30 protein-coding genes are annotated in these 22,179 nt (G+C 65.2%); 6 read left to right on the top strand and 24 right to left on the bottom strand.

What is annotated here, in order from left to right:
- Positions 1 to 46 precede the first annotated feature (46 nt).
- A complete protein-coding gene (locus BRX37_RS02845; protein ID WP_125985436.1) occupies positions 47 to 559 on the top strand; it encodes a cytochrome b in 513 nt (170 codons plus the stop codon).
- Positions 560 to 693: 134 nt separating this feature from the next.
- On the opposite strand, the gene BRX37_RS02840 is transcribed toward BRX37_RS02845, so the two are convergent.
- Positions 694 to 1,902 (bottom strand): UbiH/UbiF/VisC/COQ6 family ubiquinone biosynthesis hydroxylase, encoded by a 1,209-nt coding sequence (locus tag BRX37_RS02840; RefSeq protein ID WP_125985592.1) that lies wholly within the window; start codon positions 1,900 to 1,902, stop codon positions 694 to 696.
- A gap of 195 nt (positions 1,903 to 2,097) precedes the next feature.
- Positions 2,098 to 3,189, bottom strand: a complete 1,092-nt coding sequence (locus tag BRX37_RS02835) for a branched-chain amino acid aminotransferase (RefSeq protein ID WP_125985435.1) — start codon at positions 3,187 to 3,189, stop codon at positions 2,098 to 2,100.
- 154 nt (positions 3,190 to 3,343) lie between these two features.
- Here BRX37_RS02835 and BRX37_RS02830 point away from each other — a divergent pair, with 154 nt between their 5' ends.
- The gene (locus tag BRX37_RS02830) at positions 3,344 to 4,369 is read left to right on the top strand and encodes a threonine aldolase family protein (protein WP_125985434.1); all 1,026 of its coding nucleotides are present in this window, start codon (positions 3,344 to 3,346) and stop codon (positions 4,367 to 4,369) included.
- On the top strand, positions 4,359 to 5,294 hold the full coding sequence (locus tag BRX37_RS02825; RefSeq protein ID WP_318276576.1) for an EamA family transporter: 936 nt from the start codon (positions 4,359 to 4,361) through the stop codon (positions 5,292 to 5,294). The genes BRX37_RS02830 and BRX37_RS02825 overlap by 11 nt, the downstream gene beginning before the upstream one ends.
- Here the strand turns inward: BRX37_RS02825 and BRX37_RS26585 are convergent.
- The 11 genes from BRX37_RS26585 to BRX37_RS02775 form a co-directional block, all read right to left on the bottom strand.
- The gene (locus BRX37_RS26585; RefSeq protein ID WP_004209402.1) at positions 5,284 to 5,442 is read right to left on the bottom strand and encodes a hypothetical protein; all 159 of its coding nucleotides are present in this window, start codon (positions 5,440 to 5,442) and stop codon (positions 5,284 to 5,286) included. The two genes, BRX37_RS02825 and BRX37_RS26585, sit on opposite strands and share 11 nt — an antisense overlap.
- A 77-nt stretch (positions 5,443 to 5,519) precedes the next feature.
- Positions 5,520 to 6,335 carry a Rossmann-fold NAD(P)-binding domain-containing protein gene (locus BRX37_RS02820; protein WP_125985433.1) on the bottom strand — a complete coding sequence of 272 codons (816 nt, stop codon included), beginning with the start codon at positions 6,333 to 6,335 and terminating at the stop codon, positions 5,520 to 5,522.
- A 23-nt stretch (positions 6,336 to 6,358) separates the two neighbouring features.
- Positions 6,359 to 6,721 (bottom strand): HesB/IscA family protein, encoded by a 363-nt coding sequence (locus BRX37_RS02815; RefSeq protein WP_017503694.1) that lies wholly within the window; start codon positions 6,719 to 6,721, stop codon positions 6,359 to 6,361.
- Complete coding sequence (locus tag BRX37_RS02810) at positions 6,721 to 7,182, bottom strand: SUF system Fe-S cluster assembly protein (RefSeq protein WP_010335502.1); 462 nt, start codon at positions 7,180 to 7,182, stop codon at positions 6,721 to 6,723. Before BRX37_RS02810 ends, BRX37_RS02815 begins: the two co-directional genes overlap by 1 nt.
- Positions 7,179 to 8,384, bottom strand: a complete 1,206-nt coding sequence (locus tag BRX37_RS02805; protein ID WP_125985432.1) for an aminotransferase class V-fold PLP-dependent enzyme — start codon at positions 8,382 to 8,384, stop codon at positions 7,179 to 7,181. Before BRX37_RS02805 ends, BRX37_RS02810 begins: the two co-directional genes overlap by 4 nt.
- Positions 8,381 to 9,133 (bottom strand): SufD family Fe-S cluster assembly protein, encoded by a 753-nt coding sequence (locus tag BRX37_RS02800; RefSeq protein ID WP_037508100.1) that lies wholly within the window; start codon positions 9,131 to 9,133, stop codon positions 8,381 to 8,383. Before BRX37_RS02800 ends, BRX37_RS02805 begins: the two co-directional genes overlap by 4 nt.
- Entirely contained in the window at positions 9,130 to 9,876 is a 747-nt protein-coding gene (sufC, locus tag BRX37_RS02795) for a Fe-S cluster assembly ATPase SufC (RefSeq protein ID WP_017500995.1), read from the bottom strand. The genes BRX37_RS02800 and sufC overlap by 4 nt, the downstream gene beginning before the upstream one ends.
- A 6-nt stretch (positions 9,877 to 9,882) precedes the next feature.
- Positions 9,883 to 10,338 carry a hypothetical protein gene (locus tag BRX37_RS02790; protein ID WP_125985431.1) on the bottom strand — a complete coding sequence of 152 codons (456 nt, stop codon included), beginning with the start codon at positions 10,336 to 10,338 and terminating at the stop codon, positions 9,883 to 9,885.
- 130 nt (positions 10,339 to 10,468) lie between these two features.
- Positions 10,469 to 11,953: a Fe-S cluster assembly protein SufB gene (gene sufB / locus BRX37_RS02785; protein WP_010339231.1), complete on the bottom strand. Its 1,485-nt coding sequence runs from the start codon at positions 11,951 to 11,953 to the stop codon at positions 10,469 to 10,471.
- Positions 11,950 to 12,360, bottom strand: a complete 411-nt coding sequence (locus BRX37_RS02780; protein WP_004209390.1) for an RrF2 family transcriptional regulator — start codon at positions 12,358 to 12,360, stop codon at positions 11,950 to 11,952. Before BRX37_RS02780 ends, sufB begins: the two co-directional genes overlap by 4 nt.
- Before the next feature lie 246 nt (positions 12,361 to 12,606).
- Positions 12,607 to 13,551: a helix-turn-helix domain-containing protein gene (locus tag BRX37_RS02775; protein WP_125985430.1), complete on the bottom strand. Its 945-nt coding sequence runs from the start codon at positions 13,549 to 13,551 to the stop codon at positions 12,607 to 12,609.
- Positions 13,552 to 13,896: 345 nt separating this feature from the next.
- Here BRX37_RS02775 and BRX37_RS02770 point away from each other — a divergent pair, with 345 nt between their 5' ends.
- Both BRX37_RS02770 and ggt read left to right on the top strand, forming a co-directional pair.
- On the top strand, positions 13,897 to 14,949 hold the full coding sequence (locus tag BRX37_RS02770) for a quinone-dependent dihydroorotate dehydrogenase (RefSeq protein ID WP_125985429.1): 1,053 nt from the start codon (positions 13,897 to 13,899) through the stop codon (positions 14,947 to 14,949).
- A 70-nt stretch (positions 14,950 to 15,019) separates the two neighbouring features.
- Positions 15,020 to 16,729 (top strand): gamma-glutamyltransferase, encoded by a 1,710-nt coding sequence (ggt, locus tag BRX37_RS02765; RefSeq protein ID WP_125985428.1) that lies wholly within the window; start codon positions 15,020 to 15,022, stop codon positions 16,727 to 16,729.
- A gap of 46 nt (positions 16,730 to 16,775) precedes the next feature.
- Here the strand turns inward: ggt and BRX37_RS02760 are convergent, their stop codons facing one another.
- From BRX37_RS02760 to BRX37_RS26580, 10 genes are all read right to left on the bottom strand, one after another.
- Complete coding sequence (locus tag BRX37_RS02760; RefSeq protein WP_125985427.1) at positions 16,776 to 17,273, bottom strand: hypothetical protein; 498 nt, start codon at positions 17,271 to 17,273, stop codon at positions 16,776 to 16,778.
- A gap of 51 nt (positions 17,274 to 17,324) precedes the next feature.
- Positions 17,325 to 17,759, bottom strand: a complete 435-nt coding sequence (locus BRX37_RS02755) for a SufE family protein (RefSeq protein ID WP_010339236.1) — start codon at positions 17,757 to 17,759, stop codon at positions 17,325 to 17,327.
- Positions 17,760 to 17,876: 117 nt separating this feature from the next.
- Positions 17,877 to 18,110: a hypothetical protein gene (locus BRX37_RS02750; protein WP_010339237.1), complete on the bottom strand. Its 234-nt coding sequence runs from the start codon at positions 18,108 to 18,110 to the stop codon at positions 17,877 to 17,879.
- A gap of 28 nt (positions 18,111 to 18,138) precedes the next feature.
- Entirely contained in the window at positions 18,139 to 18,390 is a 252-nt protein-coding gene (locus BRX37_RS02745) for a hypothetical protein (protein WP_007708693.1), read from the bottom strand.
- A gap of 30 nt (positions 18,391 to 18,420) precedes the next feature.
- Positions 18,421 to 18,732: a hypothetical protein gene (locus BRX37_RS02740; RefSeq protein ID WP_037508090.1), complete on the bottom strand. Its 312-nt coding sequence runs from the start codon at positions 18,730 to 18,732 to the stop codon at positions 18,421 to 18,423.
- Positions 18,733 to 18,760: 28 nt separating this feature from the next.
- Positions 18,761 to 19,051, bottom strand: coding sequence for a hypothetical protein (locus tag BRX37_RS02735; RefSeq protein WP_004209379.1), 291 nt, complete (start codon positions 19,049 to 19,051; stop codon positions 18,761 to 18,763).
- 42 nt (positions 19,052 to 19,093) lie between these two features.
- A complete protein-coding gene (gene pspC, locus BRX37_RS02730) occupies positions 19,094 to 19,474 on the bottom strand; it encodes an envelope stress response membrane protein PspC (protein WP_004209378.1) in 381 nt (126 codons plus the stop codon).
- A 1-nt stretch (position 19,475) separates the two neighbouring features.
- Positions 19,476 to 19,742, bottom strand: coding sequence for an envelope stress response membrane protein PspB (pspB, locus tag BRX37_RS02725; RefSeq protein ID WP_017500988.1), 267 nt, complete (start codon positions 19,740 to 19,742; stop codon positions 19,476 to 19,478).
- Between the two features lie 4 nt (positions 19,743 to 19,746).
- Positions 19,747 to 20,415 (bottom strand): phage shock protein PspA, encoded by a 669-nt coding sequence (pspA, locus tag BRX37_RS02720; protein WP_004209375.1) that lies wholly within the window; start codon positions 20,413 to 20,415, stop codon positions 19,747 to 19,749.
- Between the two features lie 84 nt (positions 20,416 to 20,499).
- Entirely contained in the window at positions 20,500 to 20,673 is a 174-nt protein-coding gene (locus BRX37_RS26580; RefSeq protein WP_007708701.1) for a hypothetical protein, read from the bottom strand.
- A gap of 187 nt (positions 20,674 to 20,860) precedes the next feature.
- On the opposite strand from BRX37_RS26580, the gene pspF reads away from it, so the two are divergent.
- Positions 20,861 to 21,892, top strand: coding sequence for a phage shock protein operon transcriptional activator (gene pspF, locus BRX37_RS02715; protein ID WP_125985426.1), 1,032 nt, complete (start codon positions 20,861 to 20,863; stop codon positions 21,890 to 21,892).
- 30 nt (positions 21,893 to 21,922) lie between these two features.
- Here the strand turns inward: pspF and BRX37_RS02710 are convergent.
- The coding region (locus BRX37_RS02710) for a 3-hydroxyacyl-CoA dehydrogenase family protein (RefSeq protein ID WP_318276574.1) at positions 21,923 to 22,179 on the bottom strand (257 nt) is incomplete at its 5' end.

Raw genomic sequence — 22,179 nt, 5'->3', positions numbered from 1 at the left:
TAGCGCGCGCAGGGCCCAGGCGAGACTTCCGTAAAAGGAGCAGCCCATGGCCCGTTACACGTCCGTCGCCCGCCTGTTGCACTGGATCATCGCGATCCTGATTCTGGTCAATCTGTGGCTGGGCTTTGCCCATGACAGCCTGCCCAAGGAATGGAAGGTGATGCCGGTCCACAAGTCGATCGGCCTCACTGTGCTGGCGCTGACCATCCTGCGCATCGTCTGGCGGCTGGGGCACAAGCCGCCGGCGCTGCCGACCGCGATGCCGGGCTGGGAGAAGCTGGCCGCCAACCTCACCCATATCGCCTTCTATGCCTTCATGCTGATCGTGCCGCTGTCCGGCTGGATCATGTCGTCGGCGGGCGAGCGGCCCTTGAACTGGTTCTTCCTGTTCGACGTGCCGAAATTCGGCGTGGCCAAGGGCGATGCGATCGTCGGCATCTCGCACGAGGCGCACGAGCTGATCCCCTGGCTGTGGAGTGCGCTCATCATCGTCCACATATTGGCGGCGCTGCGCCATCATTTCATGCTGAAGGACGGGGTGCTGCGACGGATGCTGTGATCTCCCTCTAACGTCATGCTGAACTTGTTTCAGCATCCATCAGGCCCGGCAGGCGGTTGGCCTGCTGGGAGAAATGGACCCTGAAACAAGTTCAGGGTGACGATGATGGTTAAGCGACTATAGCTCGCCTGCCCTTACACCATCTCGCCGGCGAGCAGGCGCGGGAGGGCGCCGGACTGGCCGCGGGCTTCGGCCATGAAGCGGTTCTTGAGCAGGCTGGTGCGCTGCACGGCGGCAAGGCCGGCGCGGCGGACCAGCGAGGGCAGCTTGCCGGGAATGTCGAACAGGCGAACCAGACCGTCCATCGCGACGCTGGTCATCATCGTGTCGAGCCCGCGCCAGCGCTGATAGCGGGCGAGCAGCTGCGCATCGCCCGGATCGAGGCCGAGGCGCATGCCTTCCACCAGCACCTCGACCAGCGCCGCCACGTCGCGGAAACCGAGATTGAGGCCCTGCCCGGCGATCGGGTGGATGGCATGGGCGCTGTCGCCGACCAGCGCGAGGCGGGTGTCGGTGATGCGCGCGGCATGATGGAAGCCGAGCGGATAGGAGGAGCGCGGGCCGGCCAGGCTGATCTCGCCCAGGAAGCCGCCGATGCGTTTCTGCATTTCGGCGAGCCAGGCGCGTTCCGACAGCTTGAGCATCGCCGGCGCCTGATCGGTGGGCACGGTCCAGACCACGGCGGACCGGGTGCCCGGCAGCATCGGCAGCAGCGCGAGCGGGCCGCCGACATAGAAGATTTCATAGGCGGTGTTGGCGTGCGGCACTTCATGGTCGATCGCGGTGACCATGGCGGTGTGCTTATACTGCCAACGGGTGGTGTTGATGCCCGCCGCCTCGCGCGTGGGGCTGTTGCGCCCTTCCGCCGCGACCAGCAATGCGCCGTGGATCGTCGCGCCGTTCTGCAGCGTCAGGGTGACGCCATCGGCATTGCGATCGACATGGACGGCACGATCGGGCTGGAAGATGGTGAGGTTTTCGACCTCGGCCGCGGTCTGCGCCAGCGCGATGCGCAGGTCGCGATTGGGGAACATCGTCCCCATCACGCCATCATCCGCGTCCGGCACGAAATCGAGCGCGCCCGGCTCCAGCCCGTCGCTGACCCAGATGCGGTCGATCGGGCAGCCCTTGCCTTCCAGATGCGCGCCGACGCCGATCGCCTGAAGCATGGCATGGCTGGTCGAGCTGATCGCCGAGACGCGGCCGTCGAAACCGGCGGCCGTGGCCTGCACGGGATCGGCCGGATCGATCACGGCGCATTGCACGCCATGGCGCGAAAGAGCGATGCCCAGGGTGAGGCCAACCAGGCCCCCGCCAAGAATGACGACGTCGAAGCGTTGCATGGGCATCTGTCTAGGCGCTTGAGAGCGCTTTGAAAAGCATCGCCCCCGCTTTCAGGGTGAAAGCGGGGGCGACAAATTGTCTCAGCGTCTTTTGCGCCTACGGCGCATCGGCACCGGCCCACACCCCCACCCGGCCGCCCAGACATGGTATCCTGATGGGAGGCCGGGTGGGGGCGTGGGCCGGAGCGGACTAGATCAAAGAGTGCGGACCCAGCCGGCCGGATCGGCCACGCTGCCGCGCTGGATGCCGGTCAGTTCGGCGCGCAGGCTTTCGGTGACCAGGCCGCCATCGCCATTGCCGACAGTGAAATCGCCGTCCGTGCTCTTGACCGTGCCGATCGCCGTGACGACGGCAGCGGTGCCGCAGGCGAATGCCTCGCGCAGCTTGCCGCTGGCGGCGTCGGCGCGCCACTGGGCGAAGCTGTAGGGCTCCTCGCGCACCTCATGCCCCTTGGCGCGGGCGAGCCTGATGATCGAGTTGCGGGTGATGCCGGGCAGGATGGTGCCCGTCAGCGGCGGGGTGACGATCGAGCCGTCATCCATGACGAAGAAGACGTTCATGCCGCCCAGTTCCTCGACCCACTTATTCTCGGCGGCGTCGAGGAAGACGACCTGGTCGCAACCATGCTTGATCGCTTCCTTCTGCGCGACCAGCGAAGCGGCATAGTTGCCGCCGCACTTGGCCGCACCGGTGCCGCCGCGCGCGGCGCGGGTATAATGTTCCGACACCCACAGGGTCACGGCCTTCTTGCCGCCCTTGAAATAGGCGCCGGCGGGCGAGGCGATGACGCAGAAAATATATTCGTTCGACGGGCGCACACCCAGGAAGGCTTCGCTGGCGAACAGGAAGGGGCGCAGATAGAGGCTGCCCTCACCCGACGGGATCCAGTCCGCGTCAATCTTCACCAGCTGCTCGACCGCTTCGAGGAACATGTCTTCCGGGATCGCCGGCATCGCCATGCGTTCGGCGGACTCGGCGAAGCGACGGGCATTTTCCTCCGGCCGGAACATGGCGACGCTGCCGTCGGCCAGGCGATAGGCCTTCATGCCTTCGAAGATTTCCTGGGCATAATGGAGCACGGCGCAGGCCGGATCGAGCTGGAACGGCTCGCGCGGACCGACGCTGTGGCTGTGCCAGCCCTGCCCTTCGGTATAGCGGATGGTGACCATATGGTCGGTGAAGAGCCGGCCGAAGCCCGGATCCTCCAGAAGTACCGCGCGCGCGTCCGCCGCCACAGCCTTGCTGCTGGGGGTAACGGTAAAGCGCGACTTCTGTTCGACGTCCATGGTGAGTCTCCTTATGCGTTGGACGGGGGCGCCTATGTCATATCCGGCCCCGCGAAACAATTGGTCATATATACTGACCAATTTTGGAATAAAGAGCCAAGGCGCCGTCGCTGGCCTCTTCCCGTCCCAGCGCGCGCCCTGTATCGCATGCGCCATGCACTTCTTTTCGGACAACGCCACCCCGATCTGCCCCCAGGTGATGGCCGCCATCGCCGGCGCGGACCATGCCGACCATGGCTATGACGGCGACGCGTGGAGCGCGCGACTGGACGGCGCCTTTTCCGACCTGTTCGAAACACCGGTGAAGGCGCAATGGATCGCCACCGGCACGGCGGCGAACAGCATCGCGCTCGCCTGTCTGTGCCCGCCCTATGGCGGGGTGATCTGCCATGAGGAAGCGCATATCGTCGTCGACGAATGCGGCGCGCCGGGCTTCTACACCCATGGCGCCAGCCTGATGGCGCTGCCCGGCGTCGGCGCCAAGCTGCTGCCCGATGTCGTGGAGGCGAGGCTCAAGGCGATCCGCCCCGACGTGCATCAGGTGCCGGCGCGGGCGATCAGCATCACCAATGCGACCGAATATGGCATGGTCTATAGGCCGGACGAGGTCGCAGCGCTGGGCGAGATCGCCAAGGCCCATGGGCTGGGCTTCCACATGGACGGCGCGCGCTTCGCCAATGCGGTGGCGCATCTGGGCTGCGCGCCGGCCGACGTCACCTGGCGCGCGGGGATCGACATCCTCTCCTTCGGCTGCGTCAAGAATGGCGGCATGGTGGGCGAGGCGCTGATCTTCTTCGGCCCCGAACGCGAGGCGCGGGCTGCGGAAGCGGCGCGCTGGCGCAAGCGGGCGGGCCATCTCTTTTCCAAGGGGCGCTATCTGGCCGCGCAGATATTGGCGATGGTCGAGGAGGGGCTGTGGCTGGACAATGCCCGCGCCGCCAATGGTGCGGCGCAGGCGCTGGCGCAGGCAGCGGCCGGACGGCTGATGCATCCGGTGGAAGCCAATGAGCTGTTTGTCTGGCTGACCCCGGCGGAAGCGGCGACGCTGCGCGCGCAGGGCTTCGATTTCTATGACTGGGGCGAGGGCGCGGCGCGGCTGGTGACCAACTGGTCGCAGGATGCGCAGAGCGTCGCGCCGCTGGCCCACGCGATCCGGGCCTTGGGGCATCATGACGCCTGACGACAGGGCGCAGCGCGGGATGGAGCGGGGCGGGATGGAGCGGGGCGGCATCGCCCTGCCCTTCATCCTCGTGACCCTGATCTGGAGTTCGACCTGGATCGTGATCCGCGACCAGTTGGGCAGCGTGCCCGCAAGCTGGTCGGTCTGCTATCGCTTCCTGCTGGCGGGGCTTGCAATGGCCGCGTTCGCGCGGATGCGCGGCGTGTCGCTCAATATCGGGCGGGGCGGCCTGGTCTTCGCCGCGCTGCTGGGCACGGCGCAGTTCGTGCTCAATTTCAACTTTGTCTATCGCGCCGAAGTCTATCTGACGTCGGGCGTGGTCGCCGTGGTCTATGCGATGCTGCTGATCCCCAACAGCATCCTGGCCTGGATCTTCCATCGCCAGCCGGTCAGCCGCGCCTTCATCGGCGGGTCGGTGATCGCGACGGCGGGCATCGCCATGATGCTGGTGCATGAATATCGCTTTGCCGGGATCGACCCGGACAAGGTCGTGCTGGGCGCGGCCTTTGCCTGTGCCGGGCTGATGAGCGCATCGACCGCCAATGTGATGCAGGGCATGGACATCGCCCGCCGGCTGCCGATGATCGCGGTGCTGGCCTGGGCGATGCTGATCGGCGCCGGGATCGACGCGGCCTTTGCCTGGATCACCACCGGGCCGCCGGTGATCGAGCCGCGGATCGGCTATCTGCTGGGCATAGGCTGGCTGGCGCTGGCGGGATCGGTCGTCACCTTCCCGCTCTATTTCGGGCTGATCCAGCGCATGGGCGCGGGTCGGGCGGCCTATACCAGCGTACTGATCCCGGTGATCGCGATGCTGATCTCCACGATGATGGAGGGCTATCGCTGGAGCGGGCTGGCCGTGCCGGGCGCGCTGCTGGCGATCGCCGGGATGGTGATCGCGCTGCGGGCGAAAACTAGAGCCTGACGCCGCCGGGCTGGTAGCGCAGCTTGGCCATGTTGAGGCGGGCGATCAGGCTGCTGAGCGATTCCGGCGCGGGGGCCGCGCGATCGGGCACGGACATGGCGTTGATGCGGTCACCGAGCGTGGAAACAGTCTTGTCGATGCTGGTCATGACACACCCTTGTTGATGCGGTAATCCCGCTTTCGGCGCACGCTGGTTAACGGGGCGTAAACCATGCGACGAACCGATCAGCAAGGCTGATTTTCTTCCACAAGACAGGCCCTTAGACCTTCGACATGGGTGGGGTAAAGAGGTTTCCAGTCAAGCAGCCGACGCGCCCGGCCATTGGCGACGCGGCGGTTTTCGGCATAGAAGGCCAGCGCCTGGGGCGAGAGGTCCGCCCGTTCCAGCGACAGCAGCGGCGGTAGCGGCTGGCCCAGCAGTTCGCAGGCGGTGGCGATCACATCATTCTGGGCGCAGGGCCGGTCGTCGGCCAGATTATAAGCGCCGGGCGGGCCGTCGAAGGCGGCGATGATGCCGCCGACGATATCGTCGACATGGACCCGACTGAACACCTGTCCGGGCAGCGCGATACGGTGCGCCTTGCCGGCCCGGACGCGATCGAGCGCAGAGCGGCCGGGGCCATAGATGCCCGGCAGGCGGAAGCGGCGGACATCGGGCCGCAAGGCGCCCCAATCGAGATCGGCGCGGGCGCGGGCGGTGCGGCGCCCCTGCCCCACAGGGCTTGCCTCGTCGACCCAGGCGCCGGCCGCATCGCCATAGACACCGGTCGAGGAGAGATAGCCGACCCAGAGCGCCGGCGCGGCGGCGATCGCGGCGCCATAACGGGTGAGGACGGGGTCATCCTCCCCCTCGGGCGGGACGGAGGAGAGGATATGGGTGGCGCCGGCAATGGCGGCGCGGACGGCCGGTTCATCATCGAAGGCGATCGCCTGGGCATCGGCGCTGCGGCGGACGCCGGTGACCTGCCAGCCCTCGGCGCGCAGCCGGGCGGCGAGGCGGGAGGCGCTATAGCCCATGCCGAGGATCAGCATGTGCAGCATCGGCGCCCTCCCCTGAACTGGTATCAGACCGTGAAGCTCTCGCCGCAGCCGCAGCTGCCCTTGGCATTGGGATTGGCGAAGACGAAGCCGGCGGTGAAATCATCCTCTACCCAGTTCATGGTCGAACCGATGAGATAGAGGACCGAGGCGCCATCGATATAGAGGACACCGCCGGGGGTCTCGATCTTCTCGTCGAACTTGGCTTCTTCGGTGACATAGTCGACCGAATAGGCAAGGCCCGAGCAGCCGCGCTTGGGGGTCGAGAGCTTGACCCCGATCGCGCCTTCGGGCGCCTGCGCCATCAGCTCGGCGATGCGGCCTTCGGCGCTGGGCGTCAGCATGACGGCGGCGGGGCGGGCACGAGTCTTGGTGGTCGTCTCGGTCATCAGAGCATTCCCAGTTCGAGCTTGGCTTCGTCCGACATCTTGCCCGGATCCCATGGCGGATCCCAGACCAGGTTCACTTCTACATCGCCGACGCCGGGCACCGCGCCGACGCGCAGTTCGACTTCGCCAGGCATGGATTCGGCGACCGGGCAATGCGGCGTGGTCAGCGTCATGGTGACGACGGCATGGCCGTCGCTGGTGACGTCGACGCCGTAGATGAGGCCGAGGTCATAGATGTTGACCGGGATTTCGGGGTCGAAGATTTCCTTCAGCGCATCGATGATGCCGTCATAGAGATCGCCGCCCGGCTCACCGGCCGCGACTTCGCTGGGCTTTTGCGCCAGGAAACCATCGAGATAGTCGCGCTGGCGCGGAGCAGCCTCCGCCTCTTCCACGCGCGCCTTGGGCGGGGTTTCCACCGCGTCGACTTCTTCCACCATGAACTTCTTTTCCTCGGTCATCCGAAGATCTTCCTTACCCGTTCAATGCCCTTGACCAGCGCATCCACGTCGCTGTCGTCGCTGTAGATGCCGAAACTGGCCCGTGCGGTCGCCTCGACGCCCAGATGCCGCATCAGCGGCTGGGCGCAATGATGGCCGGCGCGGATCGCGACACCCGTTTCGTCCAATATGGTGCCGACATCGTGCGGATGCACCCCCTCCACCTCGAAAGAAAGGATGCCGGCCGAATCTTCGGGGCCGAAGACGCGCACGCTATTGATCTGGCTGATCGCGGCGCGGGCCTTGGCCACCATGGCGCATTCATGGGCGTGGATGGCGTCGAGGCCGATGCCCTGCACATAATCGATCGCAGCGGACAGGCCGACGACGCCGACGATATGCGGCGTCCCCGCCTCGAACCGGGTCGGCGCGGGGGCATAGGTGGTCTTTTCGAACGTCACCTTGTCGATCATCGATCCGCCGCCCTGATAGGGGGGCATGGCGTCCAGCAGTTCCTTGCGGCCCCACAGCACGCCGATGCCGGTCGGGCCGTAAAGCTTGTGCGCGGAGAAGACGTAGAAATCGCAATCCAGCGCCTGCACATCGACGGCGAGGCGGGGGACCGCCTGACAACCGTCGATCAGGATCTTGGCGCCGACCATATGGGCGATGTCGGCGGCGCGGCGGCAATCGAGCACGCTGCCGAGCACGTTCGACACATGGGCGAGCGCGACCATGCGGTGCCGCGGCGTGATCATCGCGCGCATCGCGTCGAGATCGATCCGGCCATCCTGCGTCAGCGGCACCACGTCGATCTGGGCCCCGACCTTTTCGGCGACGATCTGCCAGGGAACGATATTGCTGTGATGTTCGAGGGTCGACAGCAGGATGCGGTCGCCGGCCTTGAGTTGGGTACCGGCCCAGCATTGGGCGACCAGATTGATGCCCTCGGTCGCGCCGCGGACATAGACGATCTCGCTGTCCGACGCGGCGCCGATGAAGCCGGCGACCTTGCGCCGGGCGGCCTCGTAGGCGAGCGTCATATTGGCCGAGCGTTCATAGACGCCGCGATGCACGGTGGCATAGTCCGGGCCATAGGCACGGGCGATCGCGTCGATCACGGCGGTCGGCTTCTGCGCGGTGGCGGCGCTGTCGAGATAATGCCAGTCGCCGACACCGGGGAAATCGTCCCGCAGGCGCAGGCCTTGGGCGAGATCGGTCATACCAGCGTCCCCAGCTTGGCGAGCGCCGCTGCCTCGAACCGTTCGCGCAGATCGTCCTGCGCGACATCGTCGAACACGCCGGCGACGAAGGCCTTGAGCAGAAGCGTCTTGGCGGTTGCCGGGTCCATGCCGCGCGACGCCATGTAGAAGAGAGCCTGCTTGTCCAGTTCGCCGACGGTCGCGCCATGGGCGCATTTCACGTCGTCGGCATAGATTTCCAGTTCCGGCTTGGCGTTGGCCGTGGCGGTGCGGTCGAGCAGCATCGCCTTGATCGACTGGAAAGCGTCGGTGCGCTGGGCATCGCGGGCGACATTGATGCTGCCGAGATAATTGCCGGTGGCATGGCTGCCCAGGATCGAGCGGACGGTCTGGCCGCTGGTCGCGTCGGGCTGGGCATGGGTGACGCTGGTGATGATCTCCAGCGTCTGCTCGCCACCGCCGATGATCGCGCCGTTCAGCTCGAAATGGCTGCCCTTGCCGAGCGTGACAGCGAAGGTGACACGTCCCAGCTTGCCGCCAATGTTGAGCAGATGGAAATCGAACCGGGCACCGTCCGCGATATCAATGACATAGTCATGCACAGCGGTCGCGCCATCGGCCGCATCCTGCAGCAGATGGTCATGCGCGCTTTCGCCCTCCGCCACCGTGATCCGGGTCGCGGCCGGCACCGGCCAGGCAGCGGCGAGTGCGTCAAGATCGCTGTAACGCCAGGCTTCGTCCTTGCGCGTGGGGAGAGCGAGAAGGGTCACGCCGCGATTACCTCTGCATAGCCTTCGCTTTCCAGCTGCAGCGCCAGTTCGGGGCCGCCCGACTTGACGATCCGGCCGGCGGCCAGGACATGAACGAAGTCCGGCTTCACATAGTCGAGCAGGCGCTGATAATGGGTGATCAGCAGCACCGCCTTGTCGGGCTTGCGCATGATCGCGTTGATGCCCGCGCCGACGGTCTTGAGCGCGTCGATGTCGAGGCCGGAGTCGGTTTCGTCGAGGATCGCCAGCTTGGGATCGAGGATGCCCATCTGCACCATTTCGGCGCGCTTCTTCTCACCACCGGAAAAGCCGACATTCACCGGACGCTTGAGCATCTCCATGTCGAGGCCGAGCAGGCCAGCCTTTTCCTTTGCCAGCTTGATGAACTCGCCGCCGTTCAGTTCCTTCTCGCCGCGCGCGCGGCGCTGCGAATTGAGGCTTTCGCGCAGGAACTGCAGGTTGGAGACGCCGGGGATCTCGACCGGATATTGGAAGCCCAGAAAGAGCCCGGCAGCGGCGCGCTCATGCGGGTCCATGGCGAACAGGTCTTCACCCTCGAAGGTCGCGGTGCCGCCGGTCACGTCATAGTTGGGGCGGCCGCCCAGCGTGTAGGCGAGGGTCGACTTGCCGGCGCCGTTCGGCCCCATGATCGCGTGGATTTCGCCCGCATTGATCTGCAGCGACAGGCCCTTGAGGATCGCCTTGCCGTCGATTTCGTTGGTGAGATTGTCGATCGTCAGCATCTTGTCTTAGTCCTTGTGCGCGCGCTGGAGCGTCCGCGCGGTCCAGAAGGCCATGTCGCGCACGTCGCCCGGCCCGGGGAACAGCGTGTCGATATGGCGCTTGATCGGCATATAGGGCCACCAGTCGGCGTCCGGTTCGGGCGCGCCCTTTTCCAGCAGCGCGACGACGAATTCGCTGACCGGTCCCATGCGGGCGAGGTTGGGCGCCTTCGCCTTGTGGAAGGCCTTGTCGCTCCGCAGCTTCTCGGTCATGGCGACATCGCCCTTTTCCAGCGCATCGCGGCATTCGGCCTGATAGGCGTCGAGATCGCCGAAATCCTTGGCGGCGCGGGCGGCAAGCTCGCCCTCTTCCAGCTCATAATCCTCGGTCAGGATGCGGATCGCGGCGGTCCATGCCTGGCCATTGCCGACATCCTCCGCGAAATCGGCGAGGGCATCCTGGATATCGTCTTCGTCGCTCAATTGTCCGTCCTTCAAATCTCTGTTCTATCGTCACCCCGGACTTGATCCGGGGTCCCGCTGCCTTCACGCCCCGCCCAAGAAAAGCGGGATGCCGGATCAAGTCCGGGGTGACGGGAAGGCGCAGGCAAATTTAGCCCACGCTGCCTTCCAGGCTGATGCCGAGCAGCTTCTGCGCTTCCACCGCGAATTCCATCGGCAGCTGTTGCAGCACTTCCTTGGCGAAGCCGTTGACGATCAGGCTGACCGCGCTTTCCTGATCGAGACCACGCTGCATCGCGTAGAAGAGCTGGTCGTCGCTGATCTTGCTGGTGGTCGCCTCATGCTCGATCTGGGCGCTGGGATTGCGCACCTCGATATAGGGCACGGTGTGGGCGCCGCACTGATCGCCCAGCAGCAGGCTGTCGCACTGGGTGAAGTTGCGCACGCCTTCGGCGCTTGGGCTCACGCGGACGAGGCCGCGATAGGTGTTGTTGGACCGGCCGGCCGAGATCCCCTTCGACACGATGGTCGAGCGGCTGCCCTTGCCATTGTGGATCATCTTGGTGCCGGTGTCGGCCTGCTGCAGATTGTTGGTGAGCGCGACCGAGTAAAATTCGCCGACGCTATTCTCGCCGTTCAGCACGCAGGACGGATATTTCCAGGTGATGGCGGAGCCGGTTTCCACCTGGGTCCAGCTGACCTTGGAGTTGCGGCCCTGGCAGAGCGCGCGCTTGGTCACGAAATTATAGATGCCGCCCTTGCCATTCTCGTCACCGGGATACCAGTTCTGGACGGTGCTGTACTTGATCTCCGCATCGTCGAGCGCGACCAGTTCCACCACGGCGGCGTGGAGCTGATTTTCATCGCGCATCGGCGCGGTGCAGCCTTCGAGATAGGAGACATAGGCGCCATCGTCCGCGACGATCAGCGTGCGCTCGAACTGGCCGGTATTTTCCGCATTGATGCGGAAATAGGTCGACAGCTCCATCGGGCAGCGAACGCCCTTGGGAATGTAGACGAAGGTGCCGTCGGAAAAGACCGCGCAGTTCAAGGTGGCGAAATAATTGTCGTGCATCGGCACGACCTTGCCCAGCCACTTCTTTACGAGGTCTGGGAATTCGCGCACCGCTTCGCTGATCGAGCGGAAGATGACGCCCGCTTCCTCCAGCTCCTTGCGGAAGGTGGTGGCGACCGAGACCGAGTCGAACACGGCGTCGACCGCGATCTTGCGGCTGCCCTTCACGCCGGCGAGCATTTCCTGCTCGGCGATGGGGATGCCCAGCTTCTGATAGGTGGCGAGGATTTCGGGATCGACCTGATCCAGCGAATCCAGCTCCACCTTCTTCTTCGGCTCGGCGTAATAATAGGCGTCCTGGTAATCGATCGGCGGGACATTGAGCTTGGCCCAGTCCGGCGCTTCCATCTTCTGCCACATGGCGAAGGCCTTGAGGCGCCAGTCGAGCAACCATTGCGGCTCGTTCTTCTTGGCCGAGATGAAGCGGACCGTATCCTCGTTCAGGCCCTTGGGCGCGAAATCCTGCTCGATGGCCGACGACCAGCCATGCTCATAGGTGGAGGCGCGCTCGGCGGCCTCCAGCGCTTCCTGATTACGGACGGTGCTCACTTCTTCAGTCATGCCATTTCTCGTGTCAGGCTGGCGATGGTCACGTTCGCGAGCGCTTCGCGGATCGCGTTGTTCGCCAGATTCATGTGCGGACGGATGCGGCAATCCTGTTCCAGATTGCAGTCATGCGCCCCCTGTTCGCTGCATGCGGTCATGGCGATGGGGCCTTCGACCGCCTCCACCACGTCCGCCAGGGTGATCGTCGCGGGCGGGCGTGACAGGCGCACGCCGCCACCAGTGCCCCGGCTCGATTCGAGCAGACCCGCCGCCGACAGCCGGCTCACCAGCTTCTGCGCGGTGGGCAGCGGGATGCCGGTTTCGGCGCTGAGCGTGGTCGCGTTCATCTTCGCCGCACCGCAGTGGCGGGCGGCGGCAGACATCAGCACGACGGCATAATCGGCAAAGCTCGATAATTTCATGCGTGTTGCGAACCATTCTCAAATCGGATCGAATCAATCCGATTGGGCATGTGGTCCCACTCGCCCCCGGAATCAAGGCATTTCTCCTACCTTGGGAGTCTGTTTGGAAAATGCGCGAAAGAGCGCATTTTCAGAGCCGCACCGGCCCACACCCCCACCCGACCTCCCAGACATGATACCCTGATGGGCGGCCGGGTGGGGGTGTGGGCCGGTACGGATGCGCCAAAGGCGCATTCCAAATAGCGCTCAGCTCAGCCGGTTGAGCACCGCGACATCACCGCCCAGCGTGCGGCGGAGCAGGGTCAGCTGGACCACGGCGGTCGGCTCGGTCTGGAGCTGGTGCGGGGTCATGCCGATGAAATGCTTGATCTCGCGGATGAAATGCGACTGGTCGTAGAAGCTGCCATCATCGCACAGGGCCTGCCAGCTTTCATGGTCGAGCGCGATCCGCGCGCTACAGCGCAGGGCGCGATATTTGCGGGCGAGCAGCTTGGGCGGGGCGCCATAGAGTTTGTTGGTGATGCGGGCGAGCTGGCGCGGCGACAATTCGGTCATCTCGCTCAGCACCTCGATCCGGGGCGAGCCTTCGCCGATCAGCCAGCTGTCGATCGCCCGCAGGATCGCCCAGGTCGCTTCGGGCAACGGCTTGATCCGTTCGGCAAGGAAGGACCAGGTGAGCGCGGCCATGGCGTCGCCATCCTCCATGCGCTGCAACTGGGCGAGCAGGTCGAGAAAGCCGTCATCCCGCTCCGCCGCCAGATCGCACAGGCCATCAGCCAGCTTGTCGGCGTCGCCGCCATGCAGCGCCAGCGAGCCGGCCGGCAGCAGCGACACGCCCAGCAGCCGGGTCGGGGCATCCAGTTCGAAGCGGGTCGCGCCCTGCGTGGGGCCGATCAGGCCGACGGCGGGGGGCCGCTGCACCGATCCATCCTGAAAATGATAGCGACCATCGCCCCGCAGCATCAGCCGCAACTGCGCGACATCGGCGCGGGTGACGTCGGCATAATGGTCGGCCGCCACGGAAAATATGTAGAGCGAGCCGAAATAGGGTCGGACCTTTTCCGGCGGGGTGAAATAGCGCAAGCGGACCGGGCCCTGTTCGGCATCCACCGAATAGGACAATGGCCCGCGATTATCCGGCACCACCCCCCGCGCCGCACTCAGCGGCAGATCCCAATGTTGCGGCCCCATAGTTTCACCCCAGTGGCGGCATTATGAGCGCGGCCAACGACCGTGCAAGAGCCATGACGTCACCATGACGATTTTTCGCCACAGCGTTGCAACAAAAAAATGACCCGGCAGCTTTCACTGCCGGGTCAGGAAAAGGTCTCATCAGCCAAAATGGCCTAGAGCCTTCGGGTCGCAAGACGGCTTTAAGCCCGAATCGGTGGAAGATTATTGGACAGATCGGACATCTGACGACCGAAAAGGATCGCATTCATGACGTTTTCTGTCATGAAATGACGCAAGGGAATATGTTGTTGCAATAACGCAACACGACTCGACCTGCGCAGGCACCGCTGGCATAGCGCGGCCATGTCCTATCGCCTGATCCGTCCGCTCTTCTTCGCGCTCGATGCCGAGCGCGCCCATAATCTGTCGATCGCGCTGCTGCGGATGATGCCGACCCCGGCGCCGCTGAAGGCCGACCCGATGCTGGCGCAGACGGTGGCGGGCATCGCCTTTCCCAATCCGGTCGGTCTGGCGGCAGGCTATGACAAGGATGGCCGGGTCGCGCACAAGATGCATGGACTGGGCTTCGGCTTTGCCGAACTGGGCACGCTGACCCCGCTGGCACAGCCGGGCAATCCCCAGCCGCGCCTGTTCCGGCTGGTCGAGGACAAAGCGGTGATCAACCGCTTCGGCTTCAACAATGGCGGCCAGGGCGCCGCCGCCGACCGCATCGCCCGCTATCGCCGGCCGGTAGGCGAAGGACCGGTGATCGGCATCAATATCGGCGCGAACAAGGAAGCGACGGCCGCGGGGCGCGCCAATGCCGATTATGCCACCGGCGTTACCTGCATGGCGCCGCTGGCCGATTATCTGACCGTCAACATCTCGTCGCCCAACACGCCGGGCCTACGCGCGCTGCAGGGCCGGGCGGCGCTGGATGACCTGCTGGGCGCGGTGATGGCGGCACGGCCCGAAGGCGGCCCGCCGATCTTCCTGAAGGTGGCACCCGACCTGGAGCCGGCCGATATCGAGGATATTGCCGCCGCCTGCATCGACCATCGGATCGACGCGCTGATCGTGTCGAACACCACCATCACCCGCCCGGCGCTGCAATCGCCCCATGCGGGCGAGACCGGCGGCCTGTCGGGCGCGCCGCTGACCGATCTGTCGCTGGGCAAGCTGCGCAACTTCCGCCGGCTGCTGGGCAACCGGCTGCCGCTGATCGGCGTGGGTGGCATCGCCAATGCGGAGCAGGCCTATGCCCGCATCCGCGCCGGCGCCTCGCTGGTGCAGGTCTATAGCGCGCTGGTCTATGAAGGCCCCTATCTCGCCAGGCGGATCAATGAAGGCCTCAAGACGCTGATGGCGCGCGATGGCGTGCGGCATATCGGCGAGGTGGTGGGGATCGACGCCTGATCCGTCCTTCCCGGACATGATCGAAACAAGACGGGTTGCGAAACGAAATGCGAGCTTTAGGGTGCCGGCCATGACCTCCCGCCTGACCGGCCTGCTGGCCCCCTTCGCCCTGATTGCCCCCCTTGCCCTGGCGCCCGTAACCGCCCTGGCGCGCGAGCCGGTGGCGTTGAATGCCACCGTGTCCGCCGCCGATCCGCGCGCGGCCGCGGCGGGGCAGGAAATATTGCGCAAGGGCGGCAGCGCCACCGATGCGGCGATCGCGATGATGCTGGCACTGAACGTGGTCGAACCGCATAATAGCGGCATCGGCGGCGGCGGCTTCCTGATGCATCATGACGGCGCCAGCGGTGTGCTGGAATCGATCGACGGGCGCGAGACCGCGCCGGCCGCCGCCCGACCCGACCGTTTCATGGGCGCCGACGGCAAGCCCCTGCCCTTCGTCCAGGCCTGGCCGGGCGGCTATTCGGTCGGCGTGCCGGGCAATCTGCGCATGGCATGGGAAGCCCACAAGAAATGGGGCAAGCTGCCCTGGGCCGACCTGTTCCAGCCGGCGATCCGGCTCGCCGACGACGGCTTCCAGCTGGGCGAGCGCACCGCCACGGCGCTGAAGGCGTTGCAGAATATCTGGGCCGATTTCCCGGAAATCCGCAGCTATTACTGGATCGACGGGCAATTGCCGGCGGTCGGCACGACATTGAAGAACCCGCCGCTCGCCGCCCTGTTCAAGCGGATCGCGGCGGAAGGGCCGGACGCCTTCTATCGGGGTGAGAATGCGCAGGCGATCGCCAAGGCCGTCACCAATGCACCCCGCAATCCGGTGCCGATGACGACCGACGACCTGGCCAATTACCAGGTCAAGGACCGCAAGCCTGTGTGCGGCCATTATCGCGCCTATACGGTGTGCGGCATGGGGCCGGCGTCGGCCGGCGGCATCACCGTGCTGCAGGTGCTGGGCATGGTCGAGCGTTTCCCGCTGGCGCAGTGGGGCAAGGATGACCCGCGCTCCTGGCACGTCATCGGCGAAGCGATGCAGCTCGCCTATGCCGACCGTGACACCTGGCTGGGCGATCCCGAGTTCGTCCATGTGCCGATCGCCGGGCTGATTGATCCCGCTTATTTGAAGCAGCGGTCGGGCGAGATCCGGCTGAACAAGGCGCTCACTGCCTATAAGCCGGGCCTGCCCGCCGGGGCGCAGCCGCGCACCAGCGCCCTGCCCCAGCCGGAAAGCGGCACCAGCCATTTCGTCGCGGTGGACCGCAATGGCGACATCGCCGCCTGGACATCGACGATCGAGAGCTTCTTCGGCAGCCAGCTGGTCGCCAATGGCGTGGTGCTGAACAATGAGCTGACCGATTTCAGCTTCACGCCCGAGAAGAATGGCGCGCCGGTCGCCAACCGGGTGGAACCGGGCAAGCGGCCGTTGTCGTCCATGTCGCCGACCATCGTCTATGACGATAAGGGTATGCCGATCTTCACCGTCGGCGCGGCCGGCGGCAAGACCATCATCATGCAGGTCGCCAAGGCGCTGATCGCCCATTTCGACTGGGGCCTGTCGGCACAGGATTCGATCGCGCTGGGGTTGGAATTCTTCAATGGCGAGGGGCTGGTGCTGGAACAGGGGACATCGCTGGAAGCGATGAAGGCGCCGCTGGAGAAACTGGGCCACCGCGTCACCATCTCGCGCCTGGGCCTCAAGGCCAATGCGGCCGAGCGGACCGCCGACGGCCACTGGATCGGCGCCGCCGACCCGCGCAGCCCCGGCGTGTCGCTGCAGGAATAAGGCAGGCGATCATGGCGAGCGCAGCGTCGCGCTCGCCAGTCGCGCGTCAGGCGCCCTTCTTGAGGTCGAGCCCGGCGACATTGAATTCGAACGGGAAGCGCTGATCCTTGGGGCCGACGGCGAGGTCGACCTTCACGCTTTTCGCCTTGGTGATCGCCTCATAGGCATTTTGCGAGGGCATGATCTCGATCCCGTCCTTCGCTTCGGTCATGCGGCCCTTCCAGCGATGGGCCTTGCCATCGTCGGTGGTGGCATCGACCGCGCAGTCGGACAGGTCGCACTGGAAGGGGGCGCCAACCAGCTTCACCGTCACCGTCTTTTCGCCATTGGACATGGGCTGGACCATCAGCACCGAGAAGGTGTCGGCGGCGGTCATGGTCTGCACGCTGTTGGCGCTGCCGATATAGGCGACCTTCTGGCTGGCGCCGGCGGTTTCATATTTCCAGACCTGGCCGATCTGGTCGCGCTGGGTCGGTTCCTTCTCGTCCCCGCCCGAACAGGCGGCCAGCAGGCCGAGCATGGCGAGGGGCATGATATGGCGCATTGTCGCATTCTCCTTGTCAGGCAAGAACGCGGGGATGCGCGGGAGTTTCCGTCAGGCGTAGCGGGCAGCGGTCTCGCGGATCAGGGCGATCATGTTGGGAATGCCCTGGGTGCGGTTGGAGCTGAGCTGGTTCTTGAGGTCGAAGGGCGCCAGCGCGCCTTCGATATCGGTCGCGCCGATCTGTGCCGGGGCGCGGTCCTGCACGGTCAGCAGCACCAGCGCGATGATCCCCTTGGTGATGGCGGCATTGCTGTCGGCGAGGAAATGGAGCCGGCCATCGTCGAGCACCGTGGGATAGACCCAGACCGCCGCCGAACAGCCCCGCACCAGCGTCATATCGGTCTTGAGCGCGTCGGGCATATCCTCCAGCCCCCGGCCGAGATCGATCAACAGGCGATAGCGATCATCGGCGTCGAGAAATTCATACTCTTCCTGGAGGTCGGCCAGAACGGGCATCGGGGCGGGTTGATCGGTCATGCCGCCCATATAGGGGGAAAAGCGGTGCGGGAAAGCCCGAAACCGGTCCCCAAGCGGAGGGACGCGGCTTCGCCTCTGGCTCAGCCTGGCCCTTCGACTTCGCTCAGGGCGAATGGAGAAGGGCCGTTACAGATCGACGCCGGCGGCGATGGCTTCGAGCTTGCGGATGCGTTCCTTGAGGTCGGCGACCTCGATCCGGGCGGCGGCCGAGGGTGGGGCGGCTTCCTCGCTGCGGCGGCTCAGTTCCGCCCGCTTGAGGTCGAGCCAGCCGTTCCAGCCGCGCAGCGACGCGAAGGCGACGATGGTGAGGCCGGCGAGGCCGGCGGTGGCCATGGTGAGGTAGAAGAGGGGATCCTGCATGATGTCCTCCCTGTGTCCTTTGCCGCGATCAGTCGCGGTCCTTGAGCTTCTCGAATTCGCGCTCCAGCGCGGTCGAACTGTCGGTGGCGAGCCGTTCCAGCACGGCGACCCGATCCTTGAGCGCCTTCACTTCGGCGCGAAGGCGTTCGGCCTCCGGATCGGGACCGCGCTGGATGAAATCCTCGCCCTTGTGGCGGCGCACGACGCCATATTTGGCGCGGACGACGCTGGCGATGGCGGTGATCGCGACGATGGCGACGACCATTTCAAACGGATTCATGTTTGTCCTCCCTTGAGGCGCGCGGGGCGATCAGTTCGCCGGGCCGCGCAGCCGCTCGATTTCGCGATTGAGCTGATGGCTTTCATCGGTGACGATCCGCTCGACCACGGCGAGCCGGTCCTTCATCGAGCCGATTTCGGCGCGCAGCTGGGCATTTTCCTGGCTGATCAGCTTGATGCGCTCGACCAGTTCCTCATTCTTCTGCGGATAGACCGCCTTGCCCCAGCTATTTTCCAGCGGGTAGCCGTGCCGGATGCGAAGCCAGGTGGTAAAAACCCAACCCGCGACACCCAGCGATCCGACGATGACCGCAGCAGGCGCAAGAACTTCAACTGGAACCATGATCTTTACTCCCCTTGCCTGGTCAGCGTCAGCGCAGCGCGTCGATATCGCGCGCGGTCCGGGCGGCGGGATCGGTGGCGATCCGTTCGAGGACTGCGATGCGTTCTTCGAGGCGGCTGATGCGGCCAGTCAGCTTTTCGTTTTCACTTGAAAGAAGGTCGATTTTTCGACCGGCGTCGGGATCTGTTCGATGAACGGTGCCCGTCCATTCATTTTCAACCGGATAACCATGGCGGGCACGGACCCAGGTGGTGAACATCCAGCCCAGCGTCGACATGGCGATGATGGCCAGAACGAAGGTCGGTCCTGCGAAATTCATGGCCTTAACTCCCCGTTATTGCTGCCCCGTCCTGGCTATGCTTCAGCGCAGGCTGTCGATCTCGTCGGCGAGGCGCGTGTTGCGGCTGGTATAATAGACCTCGATGTCGGCGAGGCGGCGGTCGATGTCGCGGAACTTGGAGCGGACGTCGCGGGTGGAGCGCGCCGGGTTGGTGCGCACGCCCTGCCAGAATTTCTCGTCGTCCCGATCCGAATAGAGGCCCTGGGGCTTGGCATCGGCGAAATAGGCGGCGGCGAAATAGGCGATCAGCGTCCAGGGGAAGGCGCCCATCAGGGTCACCAGCACCGCGCCGACCCGGACCCAGACCACGTCGATCCCGGTATAGTCGGCGATGCCGGAGCACACGCCCATCCACTTGCCATTCTGCTTGTCGAGATAGAATTTGGTGCGGCGGGCGCTCATGTCAGTTCCTCCGGTCGAAGTCGTAATTATCGTCCTGTGCCGGACGTTGCGGGCGGAAGTCGGGATTGTCGGCTGCGACGATCCGTTCGACCGTCTGCAGCCTGTCTTCGAGACGGCGGGCGAGCAGGTGGAGTTCGTCCAGCAGCCGCTCGTCCTCGTCGGTGATCTTGGGCGCCTGCTTCCACTTGGTGACATAGTGGAAGATCAGCCAGGGCATGCCGATGAACAGCATGCCGACCACGGCGATGGGGACCAGTACGTCTTCCATCGGATCAGGCTCCCTTGTTCATGCTGGCCTTGAGCGCGGCGAGATCGGCATCGACCTTGTCGGCCGACTTCAGCTCCGCGATTTCCTCTTCCAGCGTCTTGGGCTGCGCGCCCAGACCCATGGCATCGGCGCGGCCTTCGGCCATATCGACGCGGCGTTCGAGCATGTCGAAGCGGGCAAAGGCTTCGTTGACCTTCTCGCCGGCATAGGCTTCGCGCACCCGCAGGCGGTTCTGCGCGCTTTCCATGCGGCTGACCAGGCTGTTCTGGCGGGCACGCGCCTCGCGCAGCTTGCCCTGCAGCTTGGCGATATCCTCTTCCGACGCCTTCAGCGCCTCGTCCAGCACCTCGATCTCGTGGGAGAGATGCTCGGCCATGTCCGCGGCCTTCTGGCGTTCGACCAAAGCAGCCTTGGCAAGATCCTCACGGTCCTTGCTGAGGGCGAGCTGTGCCTTTTCGGTCCAGCCGTCCTGCAAAGCCTGCAGCTTGCCGATGTGGCGACGCATTTCCTTCTGGTCGGCGATCGTGCGAGCGGCGGACGCGCGCACCTCGACCAGCGTCTCCTCCATTTCGAGGATGATCATGCGGATCATCTTCGCCGGGTCTTCGGCCTTGTCGAGCAGGTCGGTGACATTGGCGGCGATGATGTCTCGGGTGCGGGAGAAAATACCCATTTTAACGGTGCTCCTGGTCTTCTCTTCAAGGGGGCCGGGGCGGACGAGAGGGGGCATTTCCGCCCCGGCCTGGGTCGTGCGGCCTTACGCCAGATAGCGCAGGGTCGCGGGGGTATCCTGGGTCGCGAGGACCGGGGCTTCGCTGGCGCGGGCCGGGCCGACCGCCGAAAGGATCATGGTCGATCCGAACAGGACGGCGGCAATGGCGACCGACATCAGCTGACCGATTTCGCGAACGCTGTTGCTGTTCTTTTCCATCTTCAACACTCCTTGAACCTAGCCTTCTAAAGGTGCCGCCTGTCTGTGCAGCGGCTTCGTTCCCAACATTGCAGAGGCCGTGCCAATTTTCGAAAAGCACAGAAAACAGCCATTTTTTGATGATTTGGCACGGCTGCGGAAAGATTTCGCTTGCTGAAAGTTGGGAAATTTCCCCATATTTTGGCGCATGGAGAAAAATACCCAGTTTGTCGGCCAGTCGCTGGCCTTTCTCGACGCCGTCGAACTGGCCGGGCGGGCCGCCGAACTCAATCGCCCGGTGCTGGTGATCGGCGAACGCGGCACCGGCAAGGAGCTGATCGCCGAGCGCCTGCATCATTTGTCGCCGCGCTGGGGCGAGCCGCTGATCGTGATGAACTGTGCCGCCCTGCCCGAGACGCTGATCGAGGCGGAATTGTTCGGCCATGAACAGGGCGCCTTCACCGGCGCGACCAAGGCGCGGCCGGGCCGGTTCGAGGAGGCCGATGGCGGCACCCTGTTCCTGGACGAACTGGGCACATTGTCGATGGCGGCGCAGGAGCGGCTGCTGCGGGTGATCGAATATGGCGAAGTGACGCGGATCGGATCGTCGCGGCCGGTGATGGTCGATGTCCGCATCGTCGCGGCGACCAACGAGGATCTGCCCGCCGCTGCCGATGCCGGGCGCTTCCGCCCCGACCTGCTGGACCGGCTGAGCTTCGAGGTCATCACCCTGCCGCCGCTGCGCGCGCGCGAGGGCGACATAACGGTATTGGCCGACCATTTCGGCCGGCGCATGGCGGCGGAACTGAACTGGCCGCAATGGCCCGGTTTTTCCGCCGTCTGCGCAGCCGAACTGGAAGGCTATGGCTGGCCGGGCAATGTGCGCGAGCTGCGCAACGTGGTGGAACGGGCGGTCTATCGCTGGCCCGAGCCGGGGCGGCCGATCTCGTCCATTGTGTTCGACCCCTTCGCCTCGCCCTGGAAGCCGCGCCCGCTGATGCCGGGGCCTGCGGCAGTTTCACCGGAAAGCGCGACGCCGGGACCGGTGACCGCATCGGTGATGAACGGGCATGGCGATGTCACCGATCTCAAATCGGCAGTCGACGCGCATGAGGCGGCGATCGTGCGGGCGGCGCTGGAGCGGTTCCGCTATAATCAGCGAGCGACCGCCAAGGGGCTGGGCCTGACCTATGACCAGTTGCGCCATTGCATGAAGAAGCATGGGCTGAGCGCGGGATAGGGCGGCACGGGGCCGCCCTACCTGATAGGCTTAGCGGGTCGGGACGGGTTCCGGCCCCGAATAATCATAGAAGCCCCTGCCGGTCTTGCGGCCATACCAGCCTGCCTCGACATATTTGACCAGCAGCGGCGCCGGACGATATTTGGGATCGCCGGTGGTGGTGAGGAAGACGTTGAGGATTTCGAGCGCGGTGTCGAGGCCGACGAAATCGAGCAGGGTCAGCGGCCCCATCGGATGGTTGAGGCCCAGCTTGCAGCCCTGATCGATGTCGGTGACGCTGCTGGTCA

This window comes from Sphingomonas sp. S-NIH.Pt3_0716, from assembly GCF_003950715.1.
Taxonomy (GTDB): domain Bacteria; phylum Pseudomonadota; class Alphaproteobacteria; order Sphingomonadales; family Sphingomonadaceae; genus Sphingobium; species Sphingobium yanoikuyae_A.
Note: the sequence above shows the minus strand (reverse complement) of the source record. Positions and strands in the feature narration are given on the sequence as shown.